Source organism: Thalassoglobus polymorphus, from assembly GCF_007744255.1.
GTDB classification, from domain to species: Bacteria; Planctomycetota; Planctomycetia; order Planctomycetales; family Planctomycetaceae; genus Thalassoglobus; species Thalassoglobus polymorphus.
Genome location: NZ_CP036267.1, coordinates 5672456 through 5696981, shown reverse-complemented (window position 1 = coordinate 5696981; position 24526 = coordinate 5672456). Strand labels below are relative to the sequence as shown.

The 24526-nt window shown below is 50.7% G+C and carries 17 protein-coding genes; 10 read left to right on the top strand and 7 right to left on the bottom strand.

Features of this window, described 5'->3' with window-relative positions:
• Positions 1-107: 107 nt before the first annotated feature.
• A complete protein-coding gene (locus tag Mal48_RS20625; protein ID WP_145204236.1) occupies positions 108-1037 on the bottom strand; it encodes a ParA family protein in 930 nt (309 codons plus the stop codon).
• Between the two features lie 461 nt (positions 1038-1498).
• Between Mal48_RS20625 and Mal48_RS20620 the strand changes: the two genes are divergently transcribed.
• The 5 genes from Mal48_RS20620 (at position 1499) to Mal48_RS20600 (ending at position 6653) form a co-directional block, all read left to right on the top strand.
• Positions 1499-2878 carry an MATE family efflux transporter gene (locus Mal48_RS20620; RefSeq protein ID WP_145204234.1) on the top strand — a complete coding sequence of 460 codons (1380 nt, stop codon included), beginning with the start codon at positions 1499-1501 and terminating at the stop codon, positions 2876-2878.
• A gap of 295 nt (positions 2879-3173) precedes the next feature.
• Complete coding sequence (locus Mal48_RS20615; RefSeq protein WP_145204231.1) at positions 3174-3371, top strand: hypothetical protein; 198 nt, start codon at positions 3174-3176, stop codon at positions 3369-3371.
• 186 nt (positions 3372-3557) lie between these two features.
• Positions 3558-4139, top strand: coding sequence for a hypothetical protein (locus Mal48_RS20610; protein ID WP_145204228.1), 582 nt, complete (start codon positions 3558-3560; stop codon positions 4137-4139).
• 82 nt (positions 4140-4221) lie between these two features.
• Positions 4222-4842 carry a phosphoribosylglycinamide formyltransferase gene (gene purN, locus Mal48_RS20605; RefSeq protein ID WP_231739752.1) on the top strand — a complete coding sequence of 207 codons (621 nt, stop codon included), beginning with the start codon at positions 4222-4224 and terminating at the stop codon, positions 4840-4842.
• 35 nt (positions 4843-4877) lie between these two features.
• Complete coding sequence (locus Mal48_RS20600; RefSeq protein WP_145204222.1) at positions 4878-6653, top strand: aldehyde ferredoxin oxidoreductase family protein; 1776 nt, start codon at positions 4878-4880, stop codon at positions 6651-6653.
• An 83-nt stretch (positions 6654-6736) separates the two neighbouring features.
• Here the strand turns inward: Mal48_RS20600 and Mal48_RS20595 are convergent, their stop codons facing one another.
• The 3 genes from Mal48_RS20595 to Mal48_RS20585 form a co-directional block, all read right to left on the bottom strand.
• Complete coding sequence (locus Mal48_RS20595) at positions 6737-7777, bottom strand: polyprenyl synthetase family protein (protein WP_145204219.1); 1041 nt, start codon at positions 7775-7777, stop codon at positions 6737-6739.
• Between the two features lie 174 nt (positions 7778-7951).
• On the bottom strand, positions 7952-8425 hold the full coding sequence (gene moaC / locus Mal48_RS20590) for a cyclic pyranopterin monophosphate synthase MoaC (RefSeq protein ID WP_197442322.1): 474 nt from the start codon (positions 8423-8425) through the stop codon (positions 7952-7954).
• Positions 8426-8549: 124 nt separating this feature from the next.
• Positions 8550-9881: a sulfatase family protein gene (locus Mal48_RS20585; protein ID WP_145204214.1), complete on the bottom strand. Its 1332-nt coding sequence runs from the start codon at positions 9879-9881 to the stop codon at positions 8550-8552.
• 630 nt (positions 9882-10511) lie between these two features.
• On the opposite strand from Mal48_RS20585, the gene Mal48_RS20580 reads away from it, so the two are divergent.
• The gene (locus tag Mal48_RS20580; protein WP_197441871.1) at positions 10512-12491 is read left to right on the top strand and encodes a multiheme c-type cytochrome; all 1980 of its coding nucleotides are present in this window, start codon (positions 10512-10514) and stop codon (positions 12489-12491) included.
• A 109-nt stretch (positions 12492-12600) separates the two neighbouring features.
• Complete coding sequence (locus Mal48_RS20575) at positions 12601-14136, top strand: hypothetical protein (protein ID WP_145204208.1); 1536 nt, start codon at positions 12601-12603, stop codon at positions 14134-14136.
• A gap of 43 nt (positions 14137-14179) precedes the next feature.
• On the opposite strand, the gene Mal48_RS23430 is transcribed toward Mal48_RS20575, so the two are convergent.
• From Mal48_RS23430 to Mal48_RS20565, 3 genes are all read right to left on the bottom strand, one after another.
• Positions 14180-14344, bottom strand: coding sequence for a hypothetical protein (locus tag Mal48_RS23430; RefSeq protein WP_197441870.1), 165 nt, complete (start codon positions 14342-14344; stop codon positions 14180-14182).
• 120 nt (positions 14345-14464) lie between these two features.
• On the bottom strand, positions 14465-15349 hold the full coding sequence (locus Mal48_RS20570; RefSeq protein WP_145204205.1) for a 2-phosphosulfolactate phosphatase: 885 nt from the start codon (positions 15347-15349) through the stop codon (positions 14465-14467).
• A gap of 76 nt (positions 15350-15425) precedes the next feature.
• The gene (locus tag Mal48_RS20565) at positions 15426-15680 is read right to left on the bottom strand and encodes a hypothetical protein (RefSeq protein WP_145204202.1); all 255 of its coding nucleotides are present in this window, start codon (positions 15678-15680) and stop codon (positions 15426-15428) included.
• A 1181-nt stretch (positions 15681-16861) separates the two neighbouring features.
• Between Mal48_RS20565 and Mal48_RS20560 the strand changes: the two genes are divergently transcribed.
• The 3 genes from Mal48_RS20560 (at position 16862) to Mal48_RS20550 (ending at position 24373) form a co-directional block, all read left to right on the top strand.
• A complete protein-coding gene (locus Mal48_RS20560; protein WP_145204200.1) occupies positions 16862-21958 on the top strand; it encodes a DUF1549 domain-containing protein in 5097 nt (1698 codons plus the stop codon).
• A gap of 71 nt (positions 21959-22029) precedes the next feature.
• Positions 22030-23496, top strand: coding sequence for a DUF1501 domain-containing protein (locus Mal48_RS20555; RefSeq protein WP_231739750.1), 1467 nt, complete (start codon positions 22030-22032; stop codon positions 23494-23496).
• 337 nt (positions 23497-23833) lie between these two features.
• A complete protein-coding gene (locus Mal48_RS20550) occupies positions 23834-24373 on the top strand; it encodes a hypothetical protein (RefSeq protein WP_145204197.1) in 540 nt (179 codons plus the stop codon).
• Positions 24374-24526 lie beyond the last annotated feature (153 nt).

Genomic DNA, 24526 nt, shown 5'->3' with positions numbered 1-24526 from the left:
GTAGGAGGAGTGCCGAAACCACCGCGTCACACGAGTCTCGTGAACATTCAGCGCGTTCCCTGTCAGCTGTTGCCTGTCGCTTTCTTACAACTTTGTGCCTTGCAACTTTACGCGAGGCCGAGTCGTTCCCACAGGTTCTTGCGAATTCGCTTGGATTTCCCAGCTTTGAAGTCACCGCTGCAGCGTTCATCAAGCTCCTTGGCAACGAGTCGACACGCTTTGTAGGTCGATGACGATCCGCTTCCGAAGCGAGAGTACAACGTTCGGAACTCCTGTCGATCGTCGGTCGCGGTTTCGAAGATGGAAGCTGGAGTCCAGGAATTCTCGAAGAGCGGAGGAAGTTCACCGTTGGCTGCTGCCGATTCGATGCCGGGGAAATTTGTTTGATACTGTTGCCGACGCTTGTCGCTGAAGTTTCTCAAGATGCCGATGTTTGACGGGCTGCCGTTCCCGGTTAGCGTCTGCACGTATTCAATCATTTCGAACGTGTTTGGCAAGGCGTTCAGCGAGATGTGAGTCGGCTTCACCGGGACCACGACATGATCGCTCATCACCATTCCGTTCATGGCAATGACTTGTGTCTTTTGCAAATTTCCCGGCATGTCGATCAAGACGTAATCGAAACTCTTCAATGCCGGTTTCAGGTACTTCAAAAAGAGCGAGTGATCGCGATTCCACTTCATCTGCTCTTCGAGTTCAAACGCCTTCGAGCCATCCGGAACCATGACGGCGATTTCCGCGAGTGGGGCTCTTTTGGAATCGGTCGCAGGACGCCAGGTGAGAAAGGGTTCAATATCTTCAATCTCTTTCCGCTGATGCAAAATCTGTTGCATCAACTCGACAGAGGTTCTTTGCTCACGGATTGCATTTTTCACTGACAAGTGACCCAACAAAGCGCACGAGCTCGATGCTTGTCCGTCCAGATCGATCAGCAGCACTTTCTTCTTGCGGTTTGCAGCGAGGAACTCTGTGAGACCTACGGAAACGGTTGATTTCCCCTCTCCGCCTTTGTTGTTGTAGATCGAAACAATTTTCATTTGGTACCCGTTTTCTCTGACTCAAATTTCACGGCTGTGTGCGATCCGAAATTGTAATATATCAGCGAGTACAGATTATTCCTCCTTTCAGAACAATTGAAGCAGCAATTGAAATGAGTGACAAAAATTCGAACGAATCCCTCTCAATGAACGGAATATGATGCCTTTTCTAACAAGTTTGGCAGCGATTCAGAGCATATCTGGGCGATCACTCCCGATTCCCTGAACTCGAATCGTGTGACCTGTCTCTGGCTTGGTAATTGTCTACAATCTGCCAAATTCCCTCAAATCACTGAATCTTTGACGCTTTCAATCTCTCATCAACAGGTTGGGAGACTCCGTACTTCTTCGCTCCCCAAAACCTGAAAATGTGATCGCCACGAGCATCACAAGCATTGAAAATGCTCGACTGAATCACAGTGTTTCCAGAATTCTTGTCTGCGTTTCTGAGTATCCGTTTTATGTCTCGCGTTCGAACTCGAAAGATGTCTCCAGAACTTCTTACGGGAAATCTGCGCACAACGGTTTTCTTTCTGGCATTGCCGGTTTTGGGTGAACAGGTCCTGAATTTTCTGGTCGGCTTTTACGACGTCTATCTTGCAGGTCACCTGGCTGGAGATATCCGCACCGATGCGACTGCTGCTGTTGGAGTGGCTGCCTATGTTGGCTGGCTGGCCTCGATGCTCTTTGCAGTTGTGGGAAACGGAACGACGGCACTCATTTCGCGAGCCTGGGGATCTGATGACCGAGAGCAGGCGAATCTCGTAGCGAATCGATCCGCCCTGCTCTCTCTGGTTTCGGGACTGGTCTTCATGTTGTTGATCATTCCGACCGCTCCCTGGTTGATCGGGTTTATGGGACTTAAAGGGAATGCAGCTACGATCGCTGTGCGATATTTACGAATCGATGCCATTGGCCTGCTCTTTTCGAGTTTGAGTCTGGTGCTGGCGGCGGCGTTTCGAGGATGTGGTGACATGAAAACTCCGATGTGGGTCTTCGGATCGGTCAGCATTCTGAACGTCATCATCTCGACAATATTCGTTAATGGGTGGGGGATCATTCCCGCCTTGGGGGTCGATGGAATTGTTACCGGAACGCTCATTGCTCGCGTCAGTGGCGGAGTCTTTATTCTGACTCTGTTTGCTAAAGGAACTTCCGGGCTCTCATTGAAGCTCGACCAATTGCGATTACGGGGGGAGACGGTCCGCCGTATTCTTTCGATAGGAATTCCGTCAGCTGTCGAAGGGCTTGTGATGTGGATGGGGCACGCAATGTTTTTGCGAGTCATCTCCGAAATCGGTCAAACGGAATTCGCAGCCCACATCATTGGTGTTCGCGTCGAAGCGATTACCTACTTACCAGCTGTTGCTTACGGAGCTGCTGCGGCAACGATGGTCGGGCAGTCGCTGGGAGCAACGGATCGAGACCGGGCTGTGAAAGCAGGTCACGAGGCAGCCATGCAATGTGCAATTCTGGGAGTTTTTATCACATTGTGGTTCACGCTTGGGGCAGACTGGATCTATACGATGATGCACAAGGATCAGGCCGTTCGAGCCGTTGGCATCCCGGCATTTCGAATCGTCGGCCTGTTCCAGATTCCGCTGATCCTGTCGATCGTTTACTTCGCAGCCATTCGCGGGGCAGGAGAGACCCGTTTCCCGTTGTACGTCGCATTGGTCACAACTTATTTGGTGCGAGTTCCGTTGGGGTATTACTTCGGCATTCACATGGGAATGGGGCTGATGGGAGCCTGGGTTGGAATGAATGCAGACATGTTTGTGCGGGGAGTGCTGGCGACATGGCGATTCTGGTCGAAACGCTGGCTCCTGACAAAAGTATGATGAAGCGAGCGCGGCTGCAGGAGCTGAAAAGATGATTTGACTGTCAGCCTGCCATGAAAGTTCACCCGACTTTTCTTGCAACCTGGCAGAGATCACAAACTTGTCTTGGCATCTTGGGGCAATTCAAGCAATCGAATCAGTTCTAAACAGCTCAACGTTGTAAGAAGTCTGCTAAAATCAATATGCTTCCAACAGTTGGTAATGCTGTTTCGTAAAAACATCGACTGTTGAAGTCTTGTTCATCGAAACCAGGTTGCCAGCCAGGACCAGAAGAACACCATGCTGGAGATTGTTGATGACTGAGCAAACCGAACAACAGCGACGTTACAAAGAATTCATGGAGCTTTTGCCTCTCACCCTCAATTTGGCAGGTTTACCACCGAGCGAAATTGGCAAATACTATAATCAGGAACAGATCGAAACTCGCCTGTTCGCACTGCGACACGCCTACAAGGCTGCTCGAGGTCTTGTCCGCGAATTGGTCACGAAATAAATAGAACTGATCCGGAAACTTGAATTTGCTCTCTCAAACATTGAGAAAAGCGTCTGTTTCATTGGTTTTCGGACAGATTCTACAAGAAGATGTATGCGTTCTGTCTCGTGGAGGTAGGCGATTCATGACATGAAAATCACTCTTCACGGACACAGAAACACGAAAGTGTATTAAGGAGCATTGAGCATGTGGTTCACCGAAAACGCCTGGCAGCCAATGCTCTTCTTAACGCTGGCCGGAATGGTGTTCGGGATGGTCTGGTATCGACGATTGCAAACCCGTTACCTGATCGCAATGACCGCTTGCTTCCTCTTGGTGTGTGTCACCTGGTTTGTTGAAGGTGCCATTGTCACCGAACGGGAGAAAGTTCGAAACTCGGTTGTCGGGATTACGACATCCTTTCAGCAACGCAATTTGGATCAAACATTAACCTACGTTTCCAAGCAAGCCAGAGACCTTCAATTGCTGGTCAGTTCGGCTCATAATATGGTCAAGGTTCGCGACGATATGCGAGTCACTGACATTGAAATTGACTTACTGAACAACAACACCCGAGCCAAAACACGATTTCGAGTGAACGCGACAGTTGAAGCAATTGGACAAAGCTATGTAGGACATCAACCGACCCGGTGGGAAGCGACGTGGCAACTCGAGGAGGGAGAATGGCGCATTATCAACATTCTGCAACTCGACCCCATCAACGGAAATGTGATCACCGATTTTTCAGAAGAACGCAATTGGGCATTACGAATGTTCGGTAACAATTAATGTTAATGTGTGAGCAGCTTGCTCTAGTAGACCTACACTCTCTGACTGACAATTGAATTTCATGACTAGGGAATCGACCAACGTGCCGCTGAAACTTGCTGTTCTGATTTCTGGTGGTGGGTCGACGATGATCAATCTGCAACGAAATATTCAGGCTGGGTCTCTGGATGCGTCGATTCCGCTGGTCGTCGCCAGTCGACCTTGCACTGGAGTCGAAAAGGCAGAGAGTGCAGGACTGACTGCTGTCACCCTCTCTCCTAAGTCTTTCGCTTCAACCGATGAGTACAGCCAGAAACTCTTTTCAGCTGTCCGCGATGTTGAAGCCGACCTCGTCATTCTGGCCGGATTCCTGAGCAAGATCATCATTCCAGAAGATTTCGCAAATCGAGTCATGAATATTCATCCCAGCCTTCTGCCTGCGTTTTGCGGAAAAGGGATGTACGGACACCGCGTGCACGAGGCTGTAATTACTCGTGGCTGTAAAATCTCTGGTTGTACGGTCCATTTTTGTGATAACGAATACGATCACGGCCCCATCATTTTACAGCAGACGGTTCGCGTCGATGCCACTGATAATGCAGATTCGCTCGCTGAGCGAGTCCAGTCCGCCGAATGCGAAGCCTACCCGAAAGCTATTCAACTCTATGCAGAAAATCGACTCCTAGTGAAAGAGGGTCGAGTTCATATCGTGAATGAATCCTGAACCCTTAAATTGGATCTCCTCAATCCTTCGCAAACATGCCATTTGGATACCACGGTTGTTACCTGCGAGTTGATCTTTGTCAGCGGACGTCTCAGGTTGTTCAGATTGACGAGCCAATGCTACGTGGATTCATTGGTGGAGGAGGTCTCGGGACGGCGATACTTTCTCAAGAATCCTCTGGAAATGACGACCCGCTTGGTGAATCTGCTCCGTTGCTTTTTGTCTTTAGTCCTCTCGTCGGGAGTCCGCTAACGACGTCTGCCAAGTTTTCCGTTCTCTCGAAAAGTCCACTCACCAACCGTTTGAACGATTCACTCTCCTCGTCTCACTTTGCCATCGCAGGGAAGAAAACGGGTTACGATGCAATCTGCATTGTCGGGAAAAGCGAGTCGCCAGTCTTCATTCAGGTCACGCCCGACAGTCTCTCTATTGAAGAAGCAACGGACCTGTGGGGCAAGTCGAGTGCGGCAACCGCAAAAAGCCTTCGATCTGAAATCGGAAATCAATTTCGAGTCGCAGCCATCGGCCCGGCGGGTGAAAATTTGGTTCGATATGCAACCATTTCTAACGATGGCAGGCACGCCGGTCGAGGCGGACTCGGCGCAGTCATGGGCTCGAAAAAACTGAAAGCGATTGCAGTCTTTGGAGACCGCAAGACTGAGTTTGCACATCCCGACGAATTGATCAAATACAGCAAGTCACTCTCACAAAAATCGTTCGGGGCAGCGACCGAGAAATATCGAGAACTCGGAACCGTCAGCAATTTGCTCACCTTCAATCGTCTCGGAACATTGCCGACTCGGAACTTCCAGCAAACATCTTTTGAAGGTGCAGAACAGATCGCTCCTGATGTCCTTTCAAGCGTGCGTACGCGTGATAGCTGTGCTGCTTGTACGATTGGTTGTGAACACATTTTCAAGCTCGGAAACAAGCAGCAAACTCCCGTGCGCATGGAGTACGAAAACCTTTACGCGCTCGGCCCGCTCTGTGGGATTTCCGACCCGGAAATGGTGTTGGCGGCGTCTGCATATTGCGATGAAGTCGGCATCGACACGATCAGCGCCGGGGCGAGTGTCGCCTTTGCAATGGAGTCTGTTGAAAAGGGATTTCTTGATGAACCGACGCTCCAGTTTGGTAGCGGCAAAGCTCTTCTCGACACACTGAAACTGATCAGCTTGAGAAAAGGTGTTGGTGAAATTCTGGCAGAGGGTGTGCGGATTGCCTCGCAAAAAATTGGACGTGGTACAGAAGAATTTGCGATCCATGTGAAAGGTTTAGAACTGCCCGGGTACGAGCCGCGAGCACTGCAAACTATGGCACTTGGCTTTGCCGTCGGAACGCGCGGAGCAGATCATAATCGCTCGGGAGCTTATCAAGTCGACTTCTCTGAAGAGGTCGACCGCATGAACCCGGATGACCACGCAGTCAATCTTGCAATCGAAACGGAAGACGAAGCTGCCGTGATGGATTCCTTAATCCTCTGCAAATTTCTAAGAGGCGTCTTCACTGACCGCATGGCTGCGATGGCAGAAATGTTGCACCTTGTCACCGGTTGGGACGTCGATGCTGCTGAGTTGAAAACAACAGCACAGCGAATCGTGACGGCCAAGAAGCAGTTCAATATCGACCAAGGTTGGACACCCGCAGAGGACACACTCCCGGCAAGGTTCTTTGAAACTCCCATCGCAGAGGGAGCCAGCGTGGGAGGAGTCCTCACTCGGCAAAGACTCGCTGAGCAAATCAAAGCTTACAACCTCGCACGCGGTTGGACGGCGGACGGGTACGTTCCGACTGCTTCTCCGCAAGCTTGAAGTATGCAGCAGAGCATTTTCGAGAATTCTTTTCGAATGTGACGCACGCGCTCTGCACGGGCACGACGGGTATTGAAAAGACTCTAAACGACGCGGTTGATGGACATGATTGGTAATTTCAACAAGACCTGCTTGGCTGGCGAATCGGGCAGGATGTCGAGTTCTGACTGAGCCTGAGTTGCGAGCTGTTTTGCGAAATCGAATGATTCTTCAATGACTCCTTCTTCTTTCGCCAAGTGAACAATTTTCTGAGCAGCTTCATCGGTCCCCGCTTCCAAGAGCTCGGTCAGTTCCGACTTGGACTGTTCTGATGATTTCCCCAATAGCCGAATGATTGGCAGCGTCAACTTTTGTTGAAAGAGATCAGTGCCCAACGTTTTTCCAACGTTCGATTCCAGTCCTGTCAGATCGAGAACATCGTCAGCGATTTGAAATGCTTGTCCGAGTAGTCGTCCAAAGTTTTCGAGTCGCTTGATGGTTTCTTGGTCGGCATTGGCGAACTTCGCACCTAGCAGGCATGCGACGGCACACAGTTCGGCAGTCTTGCCATCGATGATGTTCAGATACTCCGCCTCGGTCAGGTTGAGGTTTCCACGGTTGCGGATTTGTGTCAGTTCTCCTTCGCAGACCAGATTCGTGGCTCGGCCTATCAGTCGGCAAGCTTCCGCACTTCCCGTTTCGGCAGCAAGATGGAACGAATGTGTGAATAAAAAATCGCCGTACAACACCGACGTATGGTTATTCCAGCGAACATTCACAGTCGCCACATGTCGACGAATATCAGCGTTGTCGAGAACATCGTCGTGCACCAGCGTGGCGGTATGAATCATCTCGACGACGGCAGCCAGGATTTCGTGCTCACGTTTAATTTCGCCACAGGCTTTGGCTGTCAGCAAGCACAAAATTGGACGGAGCCGTTTTCCACGAAAGCGGGATGTGTGCTGATAGATATCCCTGAGATAGGGATTCTTCGAGGCCAATTCGGTCGCAAATGTCGCCTCGACAGCTTGCAATGCATCCCCAATCAATGACTGGGTTTGCGTCAATAGCTCGTTCACATTATCAATTTGCGGCATTTCCGCGACCTTCTTGGGAATTCTTAAACACAAACAAAAACGGTTCATTAGAGCATTTTCGTGCTTTCCGTGCCCGTGAAGAAACGGTTCTCTCAGAAAAAACGTTGAACTCCACAGGACAGGTTGGAATACAAGTTCCGAAAATGCTCCAGAACGCTCTGCTTGCCCAATCTTCAACGGTGGGGCAAGCGACGTACGAGCTTTATCCGTTATTAGCGAAAGTTATTCACGAAGGAAATGCCCACTTTTTCCGCCACTTTTTTCAATGAGTCGAAGATTCGTAATTTCCATCGACCGATCAACAGACTTGCACATGTCGTAAATCGTGAGAGCAGCAATAGAAACGGCTGTCATCGCTTCCATTTCGACTCCCGTTCGACCTTGAACACTGACGCTCGCTTCGATCCGAATTCGTGATGCATCAAGAGGTTCAAATTCAAGACTCGCTGCATCGAGCCCCAAAGAGTGACACAACGGAATCAGTTCATCCGTTCGTTTGGTCGCCATAATTCCAGCGAGTCGAGCGACCTCCAGAACATCCCCTTTGGCGAATTTCCGATTCTGGATGAGTTCGAGCGTCTCCGGTTGCATGACAACCGTCGCTTCAGCCCGCGCCATGCGACTCGTCACCGGCTTCCCGCCGACATCGACCATTCTGCTGGCTCCTGATTCATCAAAGTGTGTCAGAGGAGTCAACGACTCCCCCGCCTGTTCACCGCTCTCGGTATCAGGAGCCTGTTTCGATCCAGACATAGTCATCAATTTATTTTCAGCAAGAAGGTGAACGTGAGTTGCGAATGTAGATGAGTCGCTCGTGAAATCAATCCACTTTCCACCACTGGTTGATTTTCTTTGTCAGCTGAGCAACTTTTTCAGGCATGTCCGCTGCGAGGTCATTTTTCTCATGCGGGTCTTTGGTGATATTGAAGAGTTCGGTCTTCGCATCGGGTTCACGACCGGGGTGAGGGACGATGCACTTCCAGTCTCCTTCGATCACCCAGCGAAATCGCAAGCTGGCGACTGGGTCCGTCATGTGTTGAATGTCGTGCTCCAGAATTTCGCCAAAGATCGCTTTGCGATCTGCGACAGCTTTGGAATCTAGCAAGTTAATTCCGGGGAGATCCTTCGGGATGTCGATTCCGACAGCAGCCAGAGCTGTGGGGACCAGATCAATCGAACTGGCAAGATGAGTCGTGTCCATTTTTGGCTCAACGTGATTTCTCCAGCGAATCATGATTGGGGTTCGCGTTCCCCCATCGTATTGAGAACGTTTTGATCGCGGTGCATAACGACTGGCATTCTCTTCATTGATCCAGCCATTATCGCAAACGTAAAGCACAATCGTGTCGTCGCCGACGTTCTTTTCATCGAGGTGATCAAGCAACTGCCCACACGTTTCGTCGAACCATTCGCACATCGCCCAGTATTTCGCAATCGGCAAATGCGGAGTCTTATCTTTGTATTTGTTGAGGAGTCTTGCTGGAGGATTGTGAGGAGTGTGAGGCAGGAACGGTGCGTAATAAACGAAGAACGGCTTTTCTTCTTCAACGGCAGTATCGATGAAATCAAAGACTGGCTTCATTCCTGTGCGTCCAATCTTCAAGCCGTCGTCACCATGTCGGCCTCCTTTGGTGCGATCTCCATGCGTCATGCCATGAGTGAACCCACCACGGGAATAGTGTCCTTCCCACCACTTCCCGGACTGATGCGAAATGTATCCGAGATTCTCATGCAGAAAGTCTGCCAGCGTTGTTTCATCATCGATGTGTTCGATGTAACGATTCCGAATCTCCAGATATCGGGGATCTCGGACGATTTGTCGCTTTGCCGCGCCGACCAGATCAGCTGGAGGAGGAGGATCGTTACCCACGATTCCATGCTGATGCGGATATCGACCGGTGACGATGGTTGTCAGAGAAGGTCGACACAAACTGTCAGGAACGTAGCCACGCTGAAACGTCAACGACTCGGCAGCGAGTTTGTCGAGATGGGGAGTCTGGATTTCTGAGTGCCCCATAAAACCGTAATCCCCCCACGCCTGATCATCAGAGATGATCAGCACCACATTGGGCGGGGCAGCTTGAAGCTGCGAGCTGAACGCTGATGCGAATATGAGAGCAACAACCGACAATAGAGATGCACGGAGCGACATAGTTCTCTTTCTGGCTTCAAGAACAACAAGCCAACTTGCTAAAACCAGTCCGGAAACCTCTGGAATACCCGTTTTCCTCAATGATTGAGAGAGCAATTTCAAGTTTCAGGATCAGTTCTAACGAGTTCGGCTCACGTTGACAGGTTCAATGTGAAGCTTCCATTCATGCTGGAGGCTCTCTGCAAGGCTTCAGCCTTTTCAAGTTGTTGAAAAAGTTTCTGTTTTGCAGACTCACATTCTGATGAATCTGGCTGCAGTCGCCAAGTCCACCGAGATTTCCAGCTTGCCTCAGAAAAATCCTCTTGAGCCATCCTCATGTCTGCTCAGGTGATGATTGGAGGAAATCAGACTGTCAGAGGCGCTCTTTCCCTTGGAAAAGCTTCAAACTTGTTGTCTGAATGAGTCTTCACAACGAACTTGTTGGACCTGCACACGCTTTTCATCCGATGTAATGTTAAGCCTGCATGGGCTGCGCTACCGGTTTAGCAGAATCTGCCGAACCTGGAGAAGCGAACTTATAGAGACATTGAAAGTGCTTGGGGGGGAAAGGGCATGGACGCCCGTCATTCGACAAGGCAAATATGCCTTGAGGTTGATGCTGCAATCACGGACGAGAGTAGATCGTCATCCGTGAAAGGTGCGCCATGGCGGCGATATCTTTGGGGAACTCCCGTTCTTCTTCTGCTCGTCGTTTCTTTCCTGTTTCCGGGGGAGCAAACGGGTGAAAACACAGTCATCGCTGCGAATCCCATCGTCCGGCAGGATACCCATCCACTCAACAAGGATTGGCTGGAAGTTCACTGGGTGATTCGAAAGAAGTGCAATGGCTGTCATCGCCCGAATACCGATCAGCACGATTTCTCGACTTACGAATCTCTAATGGGTTTGACGCCTCATTCCGACACACCTGTCGTGATCCCCGGGAACCCGGAAGCGTCTCCTCTCTGGCAGTACGTCAACTGGAATCACAATTTTGATCCAAACTCAGACGCTCCTGAATCTCCCTATATGCCGCCGGACAAGAAAGAGGATTACCTGACCGCCAGTCAACTGGATACACTGTACCGCTGGATCAAAAACGGAGCCCTTGATTACGTGTTGCCGGACCACTGCAACACGCGTCCGTTGCTTGAGACGGATTTCGTTTCTGCGAAAGAGTGTGCCCAGTGCCATCCTCGCCAGTACGATGAATGGTCTCGATCAATGCACGCCTACGCTCAACACTCACCAGTGTTCGAAGCGTTCACTCTCACGATGATTGAACGGACCGGCGGAACCATCGGAACGTTTTGTACGCGCTGCCATACACCGATCGGAGTTTCCATCGGCGAGAATGCTTCGATGCGAAATGTTCATCGCTCGCGGATTTCGATGGAAGGGGTGACTTGTGTTGTTTGCCATCGACTTGAAAAGCCGTTCTACAAAGCAAGCGGCCGTTTGCCCGTCACTCCCGGACTCGTGAATGATGGCTGCACTTATGGTCCGTTCAGTGATCCAGTTAATCCAGATGGCTCGGTTCATGACGCAGCGAGCTCTAACCAGTTGACGAAATCATCATTCTGCGGGTCTTGTCATGATGTGACCAGCCCGCAAGGTGTTCGACTCGAAGAAGCCTTTAGTGAATGGCAAAACAGCCCGGCTGCCAAAGAAGGAACGTCGTGTCAGGATTGTCATATGGGACCGATTCCCGGCGTTCCGGTTAAATCGTGGGAGAGGCCTTTCGGGAAGATCGCAGTCGTTCCAGGAGTCGATCCATCCTTGCTTCCAGATCGTCCGCTTTCGAGCCATACGTTTTCCGGGCCAGACTATTCGCTGCTCCCGGATACCGAGTTTCCGGAGAAACTCGACTGGATGTACGAGAAGGATTACCGGGACACGAAGAATCTCACACCGCATCAAAAAGAGACGCTCACGCTCTTGAGGATCAAGAATCGTCAGCAACTCGCCAAGGCCAGAAACGAGCGTTACACGTTACTCAAAAACGCAGCCAAGATCAGTGTCGACCATCCCTATCGAGCCAGTCCACGCGACAAGATGAAAATTCACGTCGATGTTACCAGTACGACAGCTGGGCATAATTTCCCCACGGGATTCACGGCGGAAAGACAGGTCTGGGTTGAAGTCCGACTTGTCGACCCATACGGCAAGCAAGTTTTTGCATCGGGAGATTTTGACGACAACCGCGACCTCCGAGATGAGCACAGTCATGCAGTGGAAGCTGGGTTGCTCGCACGGGATAAGCATCTCCTGAATTTTCAGAGCAAATTCACCGTCCTCACAACACAGGGAACAGAACGGTCAGTCATCATTCCGGTGAACCGTGATATCCGCCCCATTAACGTGATTCGTCCAGTCGATGAACCTGCACAATCATTTGGGAGGCCATCCGTTTTTCGGATCGCCAAGGGAAGCCTGCCGCCACTGCAGACAGTCGGCCAGTCCTACCCAGTCAAGCTCCCGGATCAAGCTGGCCAGTACCGTTTGCTGGTCCGCCTGAACTATCGAAATTTGCCTCCCGCACTGTTCGACAAAATTGGAATCTCACACTTGAAACACCTCATCGAGACAGTCGTAATCGATGAGTATCAGTGTGTCATTCTGGTCGAATGACAGAATCGTCTGTTCCGTTTCCTGATAAGCATCTTCAACGACACAGCAGTGAAAAATATCGTCCAACAATTTTCTGGACTCTGAAAGTGTCCAGTTCGCCTGATCCTCTATGCACCCGACGACCACAAGATTGATCGCAGTTGTGCTCTTGCTCAGAGCAGCGCTACCCGTCTGCGCAGAGGAACCTGCCGGCTTCGCGACTCTTAATGTTCCACCGTCTCCTGTCCAAGGCGTCGAGACTGATGAACCGATCAGCTACTTCGAAAATGGTGTGTTGGTTGAGTTGCCCCCGCTGGAGGAAGAACTCTACCACCATGGAGGTTCGTATCTCTATGAGCCAAGTGATCTCTCCGGGCCACAGTTGCATGTTCAGGATCATCATGCGGGAGAGATTTTACGTTTGCCAGAATGGTGGATCGAGCCGAAACCGCTCTGCTCGCGACCGAATGACTATCTCGGTCCCGGGATGGTTTGCTGGCATCCAGATTTGAGTTGGTTCGGATGTGATCCAAATATGCTTGAGCCACGCATTGTGTTGCATGGTTCGTATGAAATTTTCGGGGCTCTTTTTGAACAGAACAACACTCGCCGCGACGGGATCGGACATCAACTTCTTTTGGATATTGATTTTCAGCTGACAGGCACCGAAAGATTCCACGTCCAGTTTCGGCCGCTCGGTGAAGAGAACTCTGGCGGATCATTCTGGCAGTTGAACGACCCGCAGCATTACATCGACAACTCAACTGAAGTCCCCATGCGCTGGTGGTTCGAGGGAGAACTTCAAAGCCTCTTCGGCCCATGGCGAAATGACGACCGGCATCAGCTTGATGTCAACTTTACCGTGGGGCGTTTCCCGTTCCGACTCCAGAACGGACTGTTGATGAATGACGAAATCACCGGGATTGTTCTCGGGAAAAACACTTTCACGTCGCTCCCCTTCAGCAACCTGAATGTTCAGGCGTTCTATGCGTTGGACCAGGTTGATTCCCTTCCGAACTCTTCGGATGTCCTCGGAGTCCACCTCTCTGCGGATTATCGGCACACCTTCATTGAAGCGACCTATGCGCATCTCAATCGTAGCCGGGACGTTGAGTTCTCAACGAACTACTTGGCTGCAAGTGCAACAAAATTCTTTGGGACTCTCTCGGTCTCTGGACGGACGATGTACCGCTTCGCAGATGATTCATCCGTCGGAAATGGCAACTTACAAGTGGTCGAGACAGCGTACACGCGCGTCCCCAGCCACAAGTTCGAATGCCTGACTGGCATCGAAAGTACAGTTACCTACTTCAATGCGTTTTACGCCAGCGAGGACTGGACGACGATCGCTGGCGGAAATTTTGATCGACTGCGAAATGCGTTTACAGTGAACCCATTACTGAACCTGGCTGCCGGTGCTCCTCCGCAAAAGCGTATCGGAGCAGCCCTTGGAGTTCAGCTGTTTCGTCATAACCAGGATGAATCTCTGATCCCGGAGATTGCATATGAAGAGGTCAGCGCCGACGCCACATTTGGCATCGGAATGACCTATCGCCGGAAGCTGACCGCGCGACAGTATCTCGAACTCCGTAGTATCAAAAACTGGTCCGACACCCCTGCCCTTCGCCGCGAAGGATTCTTCGCCTCAACCATCGTAATCTTCTAAGCATCTTCGATGCTTTTTGGGCCCGTGAAGATCGGTTATGCAGCTATGCACGCTGTTCTCCACGAGGCAGGACGGGGTCACCAACGCTTGGTGTTTCTTCGAGCATCTTCGATGCCTTTGGGGCCCGTGAAGATCGGCTATGCAGCTTTGCACGCTGTTCTCCACGAGGCAGAACGGGGTCACCAACGCTTGATGATTCTTCGAGCATCTTCGGTGCCTTTGGGCCCGTGAAGATCGGGTTTGCAGCTTTGCACGCTGCTCTCCACGAGGCAGAACGGGATCGCGAATTCGAAATGCACTGCAGACCAGCTGTGAAGAGACCCTCACGTTACGGAAGGGCAGCAATTCGATTCGTCGCTGGGTTCCATACCGGGACGAGTTTGAAGAGGTCGACTTGCATTGCTCGCTGAACATCAGCTTCGAGGCCGAGCCTGAGTAAGTTCGCGGCTCCCAGACTTTCCAGCATTGTTTTTTCAAAGTCTGGTCGTTTCAGCCCGCGCGTTCTATAGAAGTCGAGTGCTAGTTGTGATTGAACGTCGGCAATTTCGAATTCCGATGCAGGTCGACTCAGCAGTCGATCACAGACCGCCCCTGCAAACAAAATGTCTTCAGCTGTCAATTGACGATCGGTTCCAGCACACATGAGATGCACAGGGCGACCACATTCCACTAGAGCATCAATGAGAGAACTCAAGTTGACGAAAGCACCGACCAGAATCATGCTTGCTGATCGACAATGTTCCAACGCAATGGTTCCGTTGGTCGTTGTAAAGATGATCTCTCGATCTTGTACGAGTTCAGGCGTGTAAGAAAATGGAGAATTGTCGAGATCGAATCCTTCGATCTTCTGACAATGTCTCTCTCCGCCAAGTAGGCGTTTGGGGGCGTTTTGTGAGCTCGCCGGTTCGTGTGCCAGTTCATGTGCTTGTTCAACGGAGGAACAAGGGAGAATGGCAGAGGCTCCGTTCGCAAGAGCGTGGACAATCGTTGTCGACGCCCGCAAGATGTCAATCATCACCGCGACTGGCATCACATCGCCCGAATTGTTTTCGGTAATCTGACCGGAGTCAACAAGAGTTGAAAGTGATGGTAGTAAGGAAACTTGAATCGGGATCATGCAGCCAGTGTTCTCTCGGAACTGAATTGAAACGTGCTGCGATTCTAAGACGTCGCGGAGGCAATTCAGTAGAATATGTTCTCGCAAAACTTGCATGAACGCTCGTCATTTCACTGAATGACTACGAATTCAGCAGCTTTCTTTGTCCATCTTTGTGGACCGTCAGTTACACTTATGAAACGTCGATTTCGTTTTCTAAAATGAGCTCACCGAACTCATCGAGGGTGAGTTGAGTCGCCAATTGCTTAGAATAGTAGGTCGTCGTTGATCCCGAGATGATGATTGAATCCCCGGTTGATTCAACTTGTAACTCTTTGATCCGCCCAGAAGTTTTGGCGTTGATCTTTCGTTCCAGGTCGAAGAGACGCCCAAAGGCGATCATTGCTGCAGTCTCTTTCTGCGCGGTGACTTGATTAGTGAATTCCATTTGCCTGTTCCTCCTTGGATGACAATCCTACGGTTTCAGGGTTTCTGGCGAAAACAGAATCGCCAGAGTTCGTTAGCGTTCAAGTTGATGATCTCAGGTTTCTTTGCACTAGCAAGCATTGCACAAACGACTGTTCTGAACATGGCCCATTCTATATCTGGACCAGTGAGTTCCAGTGGAAGACAATCACTTCAGCAGTATTGCTATCGCTTCGTAGTGATCCTGAGTTTTGGAGAATATTTACTGAGTCATCCGGATCAAATCGCCTCCGGCGTTCGATCCATGAGTTTCATCTTTAATGTTTTTGACGAATCTCAACGTGAAAATCATAATATCAATGAATTTGAATAGTTCAAATCAAATCTGATCGAACTTATTAGAAACAGTCCGAAAACCTCTGGAACAGTCGCTTTCCTCAAAGCTTGAGAGAGCAGTTTCAAGTATCAGGATCAGTTCTAGAGCAGTTTGCTCTATCGCGTGCCCGTGTGTTTGTCCGTGAGGAACGCGTTTCTCTAATAAAATTGCTGCTCGCCACGAGGCAGAATCTGAGCACCAATTCGAAAGATGTTCTAAGTCCATACGATTGTGTGACATGTCACCGGAGGCTCGTCGTCCGGAAGTCTGTTGAAGAGCACTTTCCTCGGAGAGATCTTGCGTTCACAGCTGGATGGTTTCGGAGGGGTGGGATTGGCATTTTGAAGTTCACCAGTGAGCGGAAGCACCGGATCACGTGATCCATGAAATCAGTTCTTGCATTTCGGAGCTCCAAGAAGTATAAACAAGTCTGGATAGGTCAATGACACTTGATTTATCCATGTGATTTGGAACTCAGGGTAAGCAACTCCTACCTGACGAGTCCTCATCCAGAAGTTTACGTCCTGAAAAATTTTCTCAAGGCGAGAGCGTTCGAATTCAAGTGCTCGGATGCTGAAGCAGAGAGAAAATCCTTCATGACGCAGGCTTGGGGATAAGGTTCTCAACGTTGCCCACCTCTTTCGTCGCATTGATCACTGTTTCATTCGTAAGCGGATATCGCTTGTTCAGAAATCAGTGGGACCGACACCTGAGTGATCTCACCAACCACAGCTGATTTCAATTTTCCTGCCATCATTTTCGGTTTGAGCATTTTCTACTTTGAGTTGTTCTGCTGACCTTCGATCCAGTTACGGAACCCAATTTCCATGACTCCCAACCTGCATCAGCTCGCTTCTTTTTGCCTCTGTTTTTTCACTCTCTCCACCGGGATCTCCACTGCCGTCGCGCAGGGGGCTCGTGAAGTCAGCTACCACGAACAGATTCGTCCGATCTTCCAGGCGAACTGTCAGGGCTGCCATCAATCGGCGAAAGCTGGCGGTGGGTACTTGGTGACATCGTTTTCCGATGTCCTGAAAGCTGGAGAGAGTGGCGAGAGTGCTATTCAACCCGGCAAGCCAGACAAGAGTTACCTGATCGATCAGATTACTCCCGTCGATGGTGAGGCAGCGATGCCAAAGGGAAAGAAAGCATTATCGAAGCATGAAATTGAACTGATTCGAACCTGGATCGAGCAAGGAGCAAAAGACGATTCTCCTAAAAGAACCAGAGCTGTCTACGACAAAGACCATCCGCCAGTTTACACACGTCCACCGGTTGTGACCTCGATCGACATCTCTCCGGATGGGTCCATTCTGGCAGTGGCAGGCTTTCACGAAGTCTTGCTTCGCTCCGGCGATGGAGAAAAATTACTTGGGCGACTGATCGGCCTTTCGGAACAAATTGAATCGGTCGCCTTCTCCGCGGACGGAAAGCGACTGGCTGTCGCTGGGGGTCTGCCAGCACGAACGGGTGAAATTCAAATCTGGTCCGTCGAGGATCAGAAACTGGAACTCTCAATTCCGATTTCCTTCGATACCGTTTACGGGGCAAGTTGGTCGCCAGATGGGAAAATGGTCGCTGTCGGGTGTAGTGACAACATCGTTCGAGGGTTTGATACGACGACCGGCGAGCAAGTCTTCTTCAACGGAGCTCACAGCGACTGGCCGCTTAATACCGTCTTCTCTGCGGATGGTTCTCAAATTGTCTCTGTTGGTCGAGATATGTCGACCAAACTTTATCAGGTCGAAACGGAACGCTTCATTGATAATGTCACTTCCATTACTCCGGGTGCTCTGAAAGGAGGACTCTCCGCCTTAGCAGGTCACCCTGAGCGTGACGAAGTCCTCGTCGGCGGGTCTGATGGAGTCCCCGGGATCTACCGCATGAATCGGCTCACGAAGCGAGTCATCGGTGACAACGCAAACCTGATCCGTCGATATCCCGAAATGAAGGGTCGTATTTTCTCCGTTGCGTATTCTCCAGGCGGAAAGAAGATCGCCGCTGGATCGAGCCTCAACGGTCGTGGTCAGGTCTTTACATACGCAGCTGATTTTAATCCAGGTTTGCCGGATGAAATTAGGAAGATTGTCGAAACGCGAACGCAAGCTCAAACTCCGGAACAGAAGAAAACACTCGAAGATTATGTGACAGCCGGGACAGAGATCGCTACGCAAACTGAAATCCCCACCGGCGTTTTCGCTGTTGCCTTCAGTGCGGATGGAAAATCAGTGATCGCTGCCGGGGGAGATGGATTGCTTCGATTCATCAATACTGAAAACGGTGAGGTGACAAAAACCATTTCACCGGTCGAGATCGACGCGAATGATGCCGATGCCTCCCGCGAAATCGCCACAGTTCAAGGAGATGATGCACTGATTGGGGAAGAGTCCCTCCCAACGGGGACCATCCTTGAATCGCTTGAAGTCGCTCCGAGCTCTGTGACATTGAGTGGAAAGTATGACTACGTTCAGCTTCTCGTCACTGGAATTCTGGATTCCGGTGACCGTGTTGATGTCACTCGCATGTCAACGATTCAAGTTAACGGCGAAGCGGTGACGGTCTCTCCGTTGGGGAGAGTCTTGTTTCATGCACCGGGACAAAGTGAAGTTGTTATCTCACTCGGAGAAGAGTCTGTCAAAGTTCCTGTCACTGTCGCTGCGTCCGATGCCTCTACGAAAACCAGCTTTGTACAGGATGTCAATCCAGTCCTTTCCCGACTCGGTTGCAATCAGGGAACCTGTCACGGTGCGAAAGATGGAAAGAACGGGTTCAAACTCTCGTTGCGAGGGTACGATCCACTTTATGATGTACGTGCTTTTACTGACGATCTGAAATCACGCAGAACGAATGTCGCTTCGCCCGACAACAGTTTAATGCTCTTGAAATCATCCGGCGCAGTCCCACATGTTGGTGGGCAACTCACTACCCCGGGCGAACCGTACTATGAAATCATTCGCAAATGGATTTCAGAAGGGTGTCAGCTTGATGTCACTGATCCGAAAGTTGCTTCCATTTCACTGCAACCAGAGAATCCGGTCATTCAAGACCTTGGCGGACGTCAACAGTTCCGAGTCATCGCGACGTATGTTGATGGATCATCGAAGGACGTCACTCGGGAAGCTTACATCGAGAGCAGTAACACCGAAGTTGCTGACGTCAATCGCGTTGGAGTCGTTACGGCAATTCGGCGCGGCGAAGCCCCGATCCTGGCACGCTTCGAAGGGGCCTATGCTGCAACAACGCTGACAGCTATGGGAGACCGTGCTGGCTTCGTTTGGGAAGAACCTGAAACCTGGACAGAAGCGGACAAGTTTGTCGCTGAAAAATGGCAGCGAATGAAGATCGCACCATCGGGGCTTTGCACCGATGAAGAGTTTGTTCGCCGAGTGTTTCTCGATCTGACAGGACTTCCGCCCAGTACAGAACAGCTTGAAACGTTCCTTGCTGACCAATCTCCAACGCGGCAAAAACGTGATGCCCTAGTGGATCAACTTGTCGGGTCTGAAGCCTTTGTTGATTACTGGACAAATAAATGGGCTGATCTTCTTCAAGTGAACCGCAAGTTTCTTGGGGTTGAGGGAGCGAAGAACTTCCGTGCCTGGATTCGTGAACGTGTGAAGAACAACGTTCCGTACGATCAATTTTCCTACGAGATTCTCACTGCTTCCGGTTCAAACAAAGTGAACCCCGCTGCTTCGTACTACAAGATTTTACGTGAACCGACCGAGATTATGGAGAACACGACTCACCTGTTTTTGGGTGTGCGGTTCAACTGTAATAAATGCCACGACCATCCGTTCGAAAGATGGACGCAGGACCAGTACTACGAGACAGCTGCTTTCTTTGCTCAAGTCGGTCTGAAACGTGACCCTGAAAACGCTGCCGGAAATCTTGGCGGAACAGCTGTTGAAGGAGCAAAACCTCTTTGGGAAGTGGTCTTCGACAAAACTGAAGGTGATGTGATTCACGATCGAACACAGGCTGTCACAGCCCCGAATGTTCCGTATGATCGTGAACTCGAATTGCCGAAAGATGCGTCGCGACGCGAGAATCTTGCGAAGTGGATCACCTCTGCTGAGAACGATTACTTCGCTCGTTCCTACGTGAATCGAGTTTGGGGATATCTGATGGGAATCGGACTCATCGAACCTCTCGATGATATTCGAGCCGGCAACCCGGCTTCAAATCCCGAGTTGCTCGACCACCTGACAAACGGCTTCGTCGAGAGTGGATTCAACGTTCAGGAACTCATGAAGACCATTTGTAAATCGCGGGCTTATCAATTGAGTGTTGCCACCAACGAATGGAATCAGGACGATAATACGAACTACTCACACGCTGTTCTCAAGCGTCTCCCAGCTGAAGTCCTTTACGATTCAGTCTATACCGTTACGGGAGCGAAAATGCAGATTCCGGGAGTTCCGGAAGGGACTCGTGCCGCAGCGATTCCGGATTCAGGGATCGAGCTCAAAGATGGATTTCTCGCGAATCTGGGACGTCCGGTCCGTGAATCTGCGTGCGAATGTGAACGATCCTCCGATCTTCAGCTAGGCCCTGTGATGGCGCTCATGAATGGGCCAACCGTCAACTCAGCGATTTCCCAGGAAGGAAACGCCATCGCCAAGCTGGTTGAAACTGTCTCGGATGATCGGCAACTTGTCGACCAGCTGTTCATGAGAATCCTCAACCGGTCAGCGACTGATCGCGAGATTGATGCGACGCTGGAAGTTTACAAGTCGCTACAGTCCGGTCACCAGAAACTTGTCGCAGAGTTTGAAAAATACAGCGCAGAAATCGCCCCGATTGTTGCTGAGAAAGAAGCGAAACGGCAGGCCAGTATCAAAGCTGCCGAAGCGAAGTTGGCAAAGTATATTGAAGATTCCAAGCCGGCTAACGAAGCAGCAGCAAAAGCCCGCGAAAAGAAAATCGCAGCTGCTCAAAAAGCAATTGATGATCATCTTGCCACAGCTCCAGAGCGAATCAAGGAATGGGAGAAAACCGTTGAGGCTTCCGGAACTCCTTGGGCAGCGGTGGAGTTCACGAATCTGAAAACGACGACAGGTGCCAAGCTCGAAGCGCAGGATGATCTCTCTGTTTTCGCATCCGGACCGAACAATAAGAAAGGGAATTACCTGATCTCCGGGAAAACAGTTCTCAAAACGCTTACAGGCCTGAAGCTCGAAGCCCTCACCGACGATCGACTTCCAAAACGTGGACCCGGAAGAGCAGCAGGCGGGAACTTCGTCCTTTCAGAACTGACTGTCCAGGCTTGGCCTGTCGGGAAACCGGATCAGAAGCAGACACTCAAGTTGAAGAATGCACAAGCAGACTTCTCACAGGGTGGATACTCAGTCGCAAGTGCCATCGATGGAAAGCAGCCGACTGCTGGAAATGGTTGGGCACTTTCACCGAAAACCGGCGAGAACCATACCGCCACTTTCGAGCTGGAAACTCCGCTGACCTTTGACGAGGAGATTGTTCTGCACCTCACGATGTCTCAGCGATATCAGGACAACACTCACACGATCGGGAAATTCCGGGTCTCTGTGACCGATGCAATGGTTCCCGTCAATTTTGGAAACCCAAGAATTCTCGTTGAAGTCGTGAACAAACCTCTTGAAGAACGGACCGATGAAGAAAAAGCCGGTCTTCTCACTTACTTCAATGAGCAGGATTCTGAACTGCAAAAACGCAAGAAAGCCCTCGTGGCTGCAAACTTGCCCATCCGACCAGATCCGCAACGAGTTGCGATTCAAAGTGAACTCGATGACCGCAAGAAACCGCAACCGGAAGACCCGAAGTTTGCTCGTTTGAAACGTGCGGTTTCGCTCAGCGAACAACAATTAAAGAATAGCCGCCTGACGACAGCACAGGACCTTGCCTGGGCTTTAATTAACAGTCCGGCGTTCCTGTTCAATCGATAAGCAAGTTATGACACGTTCAGCAATGCACGGAAACGGCATTGTGATTCACAACTCGAAATAAGGTTCAAACCATGATTATTCGAATCCCCGGACAACCAGGTAAAGACTTGTGCGATTCGCATCTTGGCGTGACACGTCGTGATGTTTTGCGTGTGGGGGGAAGTGGAGCGCTGGGCCTCTCGCTCGGCTCGTTGCTGCAACTGCAATCGGCTCAAGCGAACACGAAGGTTCCAGTCGGTCGAGGTAAAGCCAAGAGCATCATCCTCTGCTATCTGCAAGGTGGTCCCAGTCATCTTGATCTTTGGGATCCAAAGGAGGGTGTGCCGGACAACGTGAAGTCCAGCTTCTCGAAGATCTCCACGAAGCTTCCTGGGGTCCAGTTCACCGAGCTGTTGCCTAAGCTGTCTCAGGTGATCGACAAAACAACATTGATTCGCTCAATGAGCTACACCCCAAATGGGTTGTTCAATCACACAGCAGCCATCTATCAAATGATGACCGGCTACACGACGGATAAAGTCAGTCCATCTGGTCAGTTGGAACCTCCCAGCCCGAAAGATTTCCCCAACTTCGGCTCAAACATCATTCGGCTCAAACCTGCAAACGAGCCGATGCTTCCCTTCGTGATGCTGCCACGTCCGCTTCAGGAAAGTAACGTGGTCGGTAAAGGGGGAACCGCAGGTTTTCTGGGCAAAGCGTTTGATCCATACACGCTCTACCCGCCGGGCGATGACATGGACAAGAAGAAGATGGACAAAATCAACGTCGCTGACCTCGAGATGCGAGCCGATGTTTATGGTGGACGCATGCAGCGACGAGCCCGGTTGCTCGATACGATCAATGCCGGGATGCCTGAAATTGATCGAGCTGTGAAAGACTACAAGCTCAATGAGTATTATGATCAGGCCTTAACCTTGATTTCTTCCGGTCGTGCCCGAGACGCCTTCTCCATTGAGCAGGAATCTCGCGAAACTCGTGATATGTATGGTCGTACAACATTTGGTCAAAGCTGTTTGCTTGCTCGTCGGCTCGTCGAAGCCGGAACACGAGTGGTGGAAGTTGTCTGGCCGAAAGTTGCCAACAGCGACAATCACTCTTGGGATGTTCATACCGGTCTGAGTGCCCGAATGAGAAACCAGTCAGGCCCCATGCTCGATACTGGTCTCTCTGCGTTAATTAACGACTTGGACGATCGTGGACTTCTCGAAGAAACGCTCGTCGTTGCAGTCGGAGAATTCGGGCGAAGCCCACAACGTGGAGTCAGTACCAGTGGAAACGGCAATAGCGACGATGGTCGTGATCACTGGCCATACTGTTACACCGCACTGATGGCTGGTGCTGGCATCAAGCGTGGCTATGTCCATGGACAAAGTGATAAAACCGCATCGGCTCCATTGGTCGATCCGGTTCATCCAGGCGAATTGCTCGCGACAATTTATGAATCGTTCGGAATCGCGCCTGAAACCATTGTCTACAACCACCTCAACCAACCGCGTGAACTGGTCAAGGCGGAATCGGTCTCGAAACTGTTCGCGTAGAGTCAATCAATTTTGAGTATGGCGTTCTAAACCCGTGGCGAGCAGTCTGTGAAGTTTGTCTCTCTCAGAAGCAATGCTGAACTCTACGGGTGCAGATCGCGAAAATAGTTTCGTATACGTCCCTGGGGCTTTCCGGAAAACTCAGTTTCTCAAACGCCTCGAACTGCAAGCAGTTCGAGGCGTTTTCCATTTACGTTAAGGGCAAATTTCGCAGTCGCGTAGCATTTGCTGGGGTGAGAATATTCGCTTCCTGATATTGCGAGTGAAATTTCAGCCAATTGCCTGTCGACTGGGCCATTTGTAGAATGAGTAGGGTTTCACTCATTTCACTTGATCGATGATGCGATTTTTTGACCGCCAATATGGACAACTGCAAACCAGCTGGAGCCAGCTTGGCAGGAATCGGTCTAACTGGAAGCAGGTTGACTGGAAAGAATTCTGCCGCATTGGCTTCTGCGTCTTGTTGACGATGTGGATGGTCTTAACGACCGTCGGTTTTTCGAGTGCTTCTTTTGATCTCTCCTTGGCTGCTATCGGGTCGAGCTCAATTCACAACTGTTGCTGCGACCTCCAGAAACAGCGTTCGAACAATTGCTGTTGTTACCCTGCAAAGGCGAGTGGAGCCTCGCAATCGTGTTGTGTTGGGGGCTCTGAAGAAGAACCTCAACAGGACGACACCGAGCCGTCACATCCTCAATTCAACTCTTATTGTGGGACATCCGTTCCCACCGGAACGATTATCAATCGCGAGCCTCGTCTCGATACCGAGCGGTTGGTCTCAACACCTGATCTTCATTTAGACGGTCTGCTTGCTCATGTTGACGAGACCTCAATGAGCCTCTTCGACGTCATCGATCCTCCTCCTCCGCAGGCTTGAACTCTCTCGATCGCTTCTGCTGAATCTAAAACCGTCCCCGGTTTTGGATCGCATCGACAGTTCTCGTCTTTCGCTGCGCATCGATGATGTTGCACGCCTTAGAACCAGTCCGGAAACTTGTGGAATGATGACTTTTCTCAGTGTTTGAGAGCA

Excerpts from the sequence above, each read along its gene's own strand:
- Mal48_RS23430 (WP_197441870.1), bottom strand. The coding sequence starts at position 14,344 with ATGCTCGAAGAATCATCAAGCGTTGGTGACCCCGTTCTGCCTCGTGGA.
- Mal48_RS20595 (WP_145204219.1), bottom strand. The coding sequence starts at position 7,777 with ATGAACCGTTTTTGTTTGTGTTTAAGAATTCCCAAGAAGGTCGCGGAA.
- Mal48_RS20600 (WP_145204222.1), top strand. The coding sequence starts at position 4,878 with ATGCCATTTGGATACCACGGTTGTTACCTGCGAGTTGATCTTTGTCAG.
- Mal48_RS20585 (WP_145204214.1), bottom strand. The coding sequence starts at position 9,881 with ATGTCGCTCCGTGCATCTCTATTGTCGGTTGTTGCTCTCATATTCGCA.
- Mal48_RS20625 (WP_145204236.1), bottom strand. The coding sequence starts at position 1,037 with ATGAAAATTGTTTCGATCTACAACAACAAAGGCGGAGAGGGGAAATCA.
- Mal48_RS20570 (WP_145204205.1), bottom strand. The coding sequence starts at position 15,349 with ATGCAAGTTTTGCGAGAACATATTCTACTGAATTGCCTCCGCGACGTC.
- Mal48_RS20550 (WP_145204197.1), top strand. The coding sequence starts at position 23,834 with ATGATGCGATTTTTTGACCGCCAATATGGACAACTGCAAACCAGCTGG.
- Mal48_RS20565 (WP_145204202.1), bottom strand. The coding sequence starts at position 15,680 with ATGGAATTCACTAATCAAGTCACCGCGCAGAAAGAGACTGCAGCAATG.
- Mal48_RS20615 (WP_145204231.1), top strand. The coding sequence starts at position 3,174 with ATGACTGAGCAAACCGAACAACAGCGACGTTACAAAGAATTCATGGAG.
- Mal48_RS20555 (WP_231739750.1), top strand. The coding sequence starts at position 22,030 with ATGATTATTCGAATCCCCGGACAACCAGGTAAAGACTTGTGCGATTCG.
- Mal48_RS20610 (WP_145204228.1), top strand. The coding sequence starts at position 3,558 with ATGTGGTTCACCGAAAACGCCTGGCAGCCAATGCTCTTCTTAACGCTG.
- Mal48_RS20560 (WP_145204200.1), top strand. The coding sequence starts at position 16,862 with ATGACTCCCAACCTGCATCAGCTCGCTTCTTTTTGCCTCTGTTTTTTC.
- Mal48_RS20575 (WP_145204208.1), top strand. The coding sequence starts at position 12,601 with ATGCACCCGACGACCACAAGATTGATCGCAGTTGTGCTCTTGCTCAGA.
- Mal48_RS20620 (WP_145204234.1), top strand. The coding sequence starts at position 1,499 with ATGTCTCGCGTTCGAACTCGAAAGATGTCTCCAGAACTTCTTACGGGA.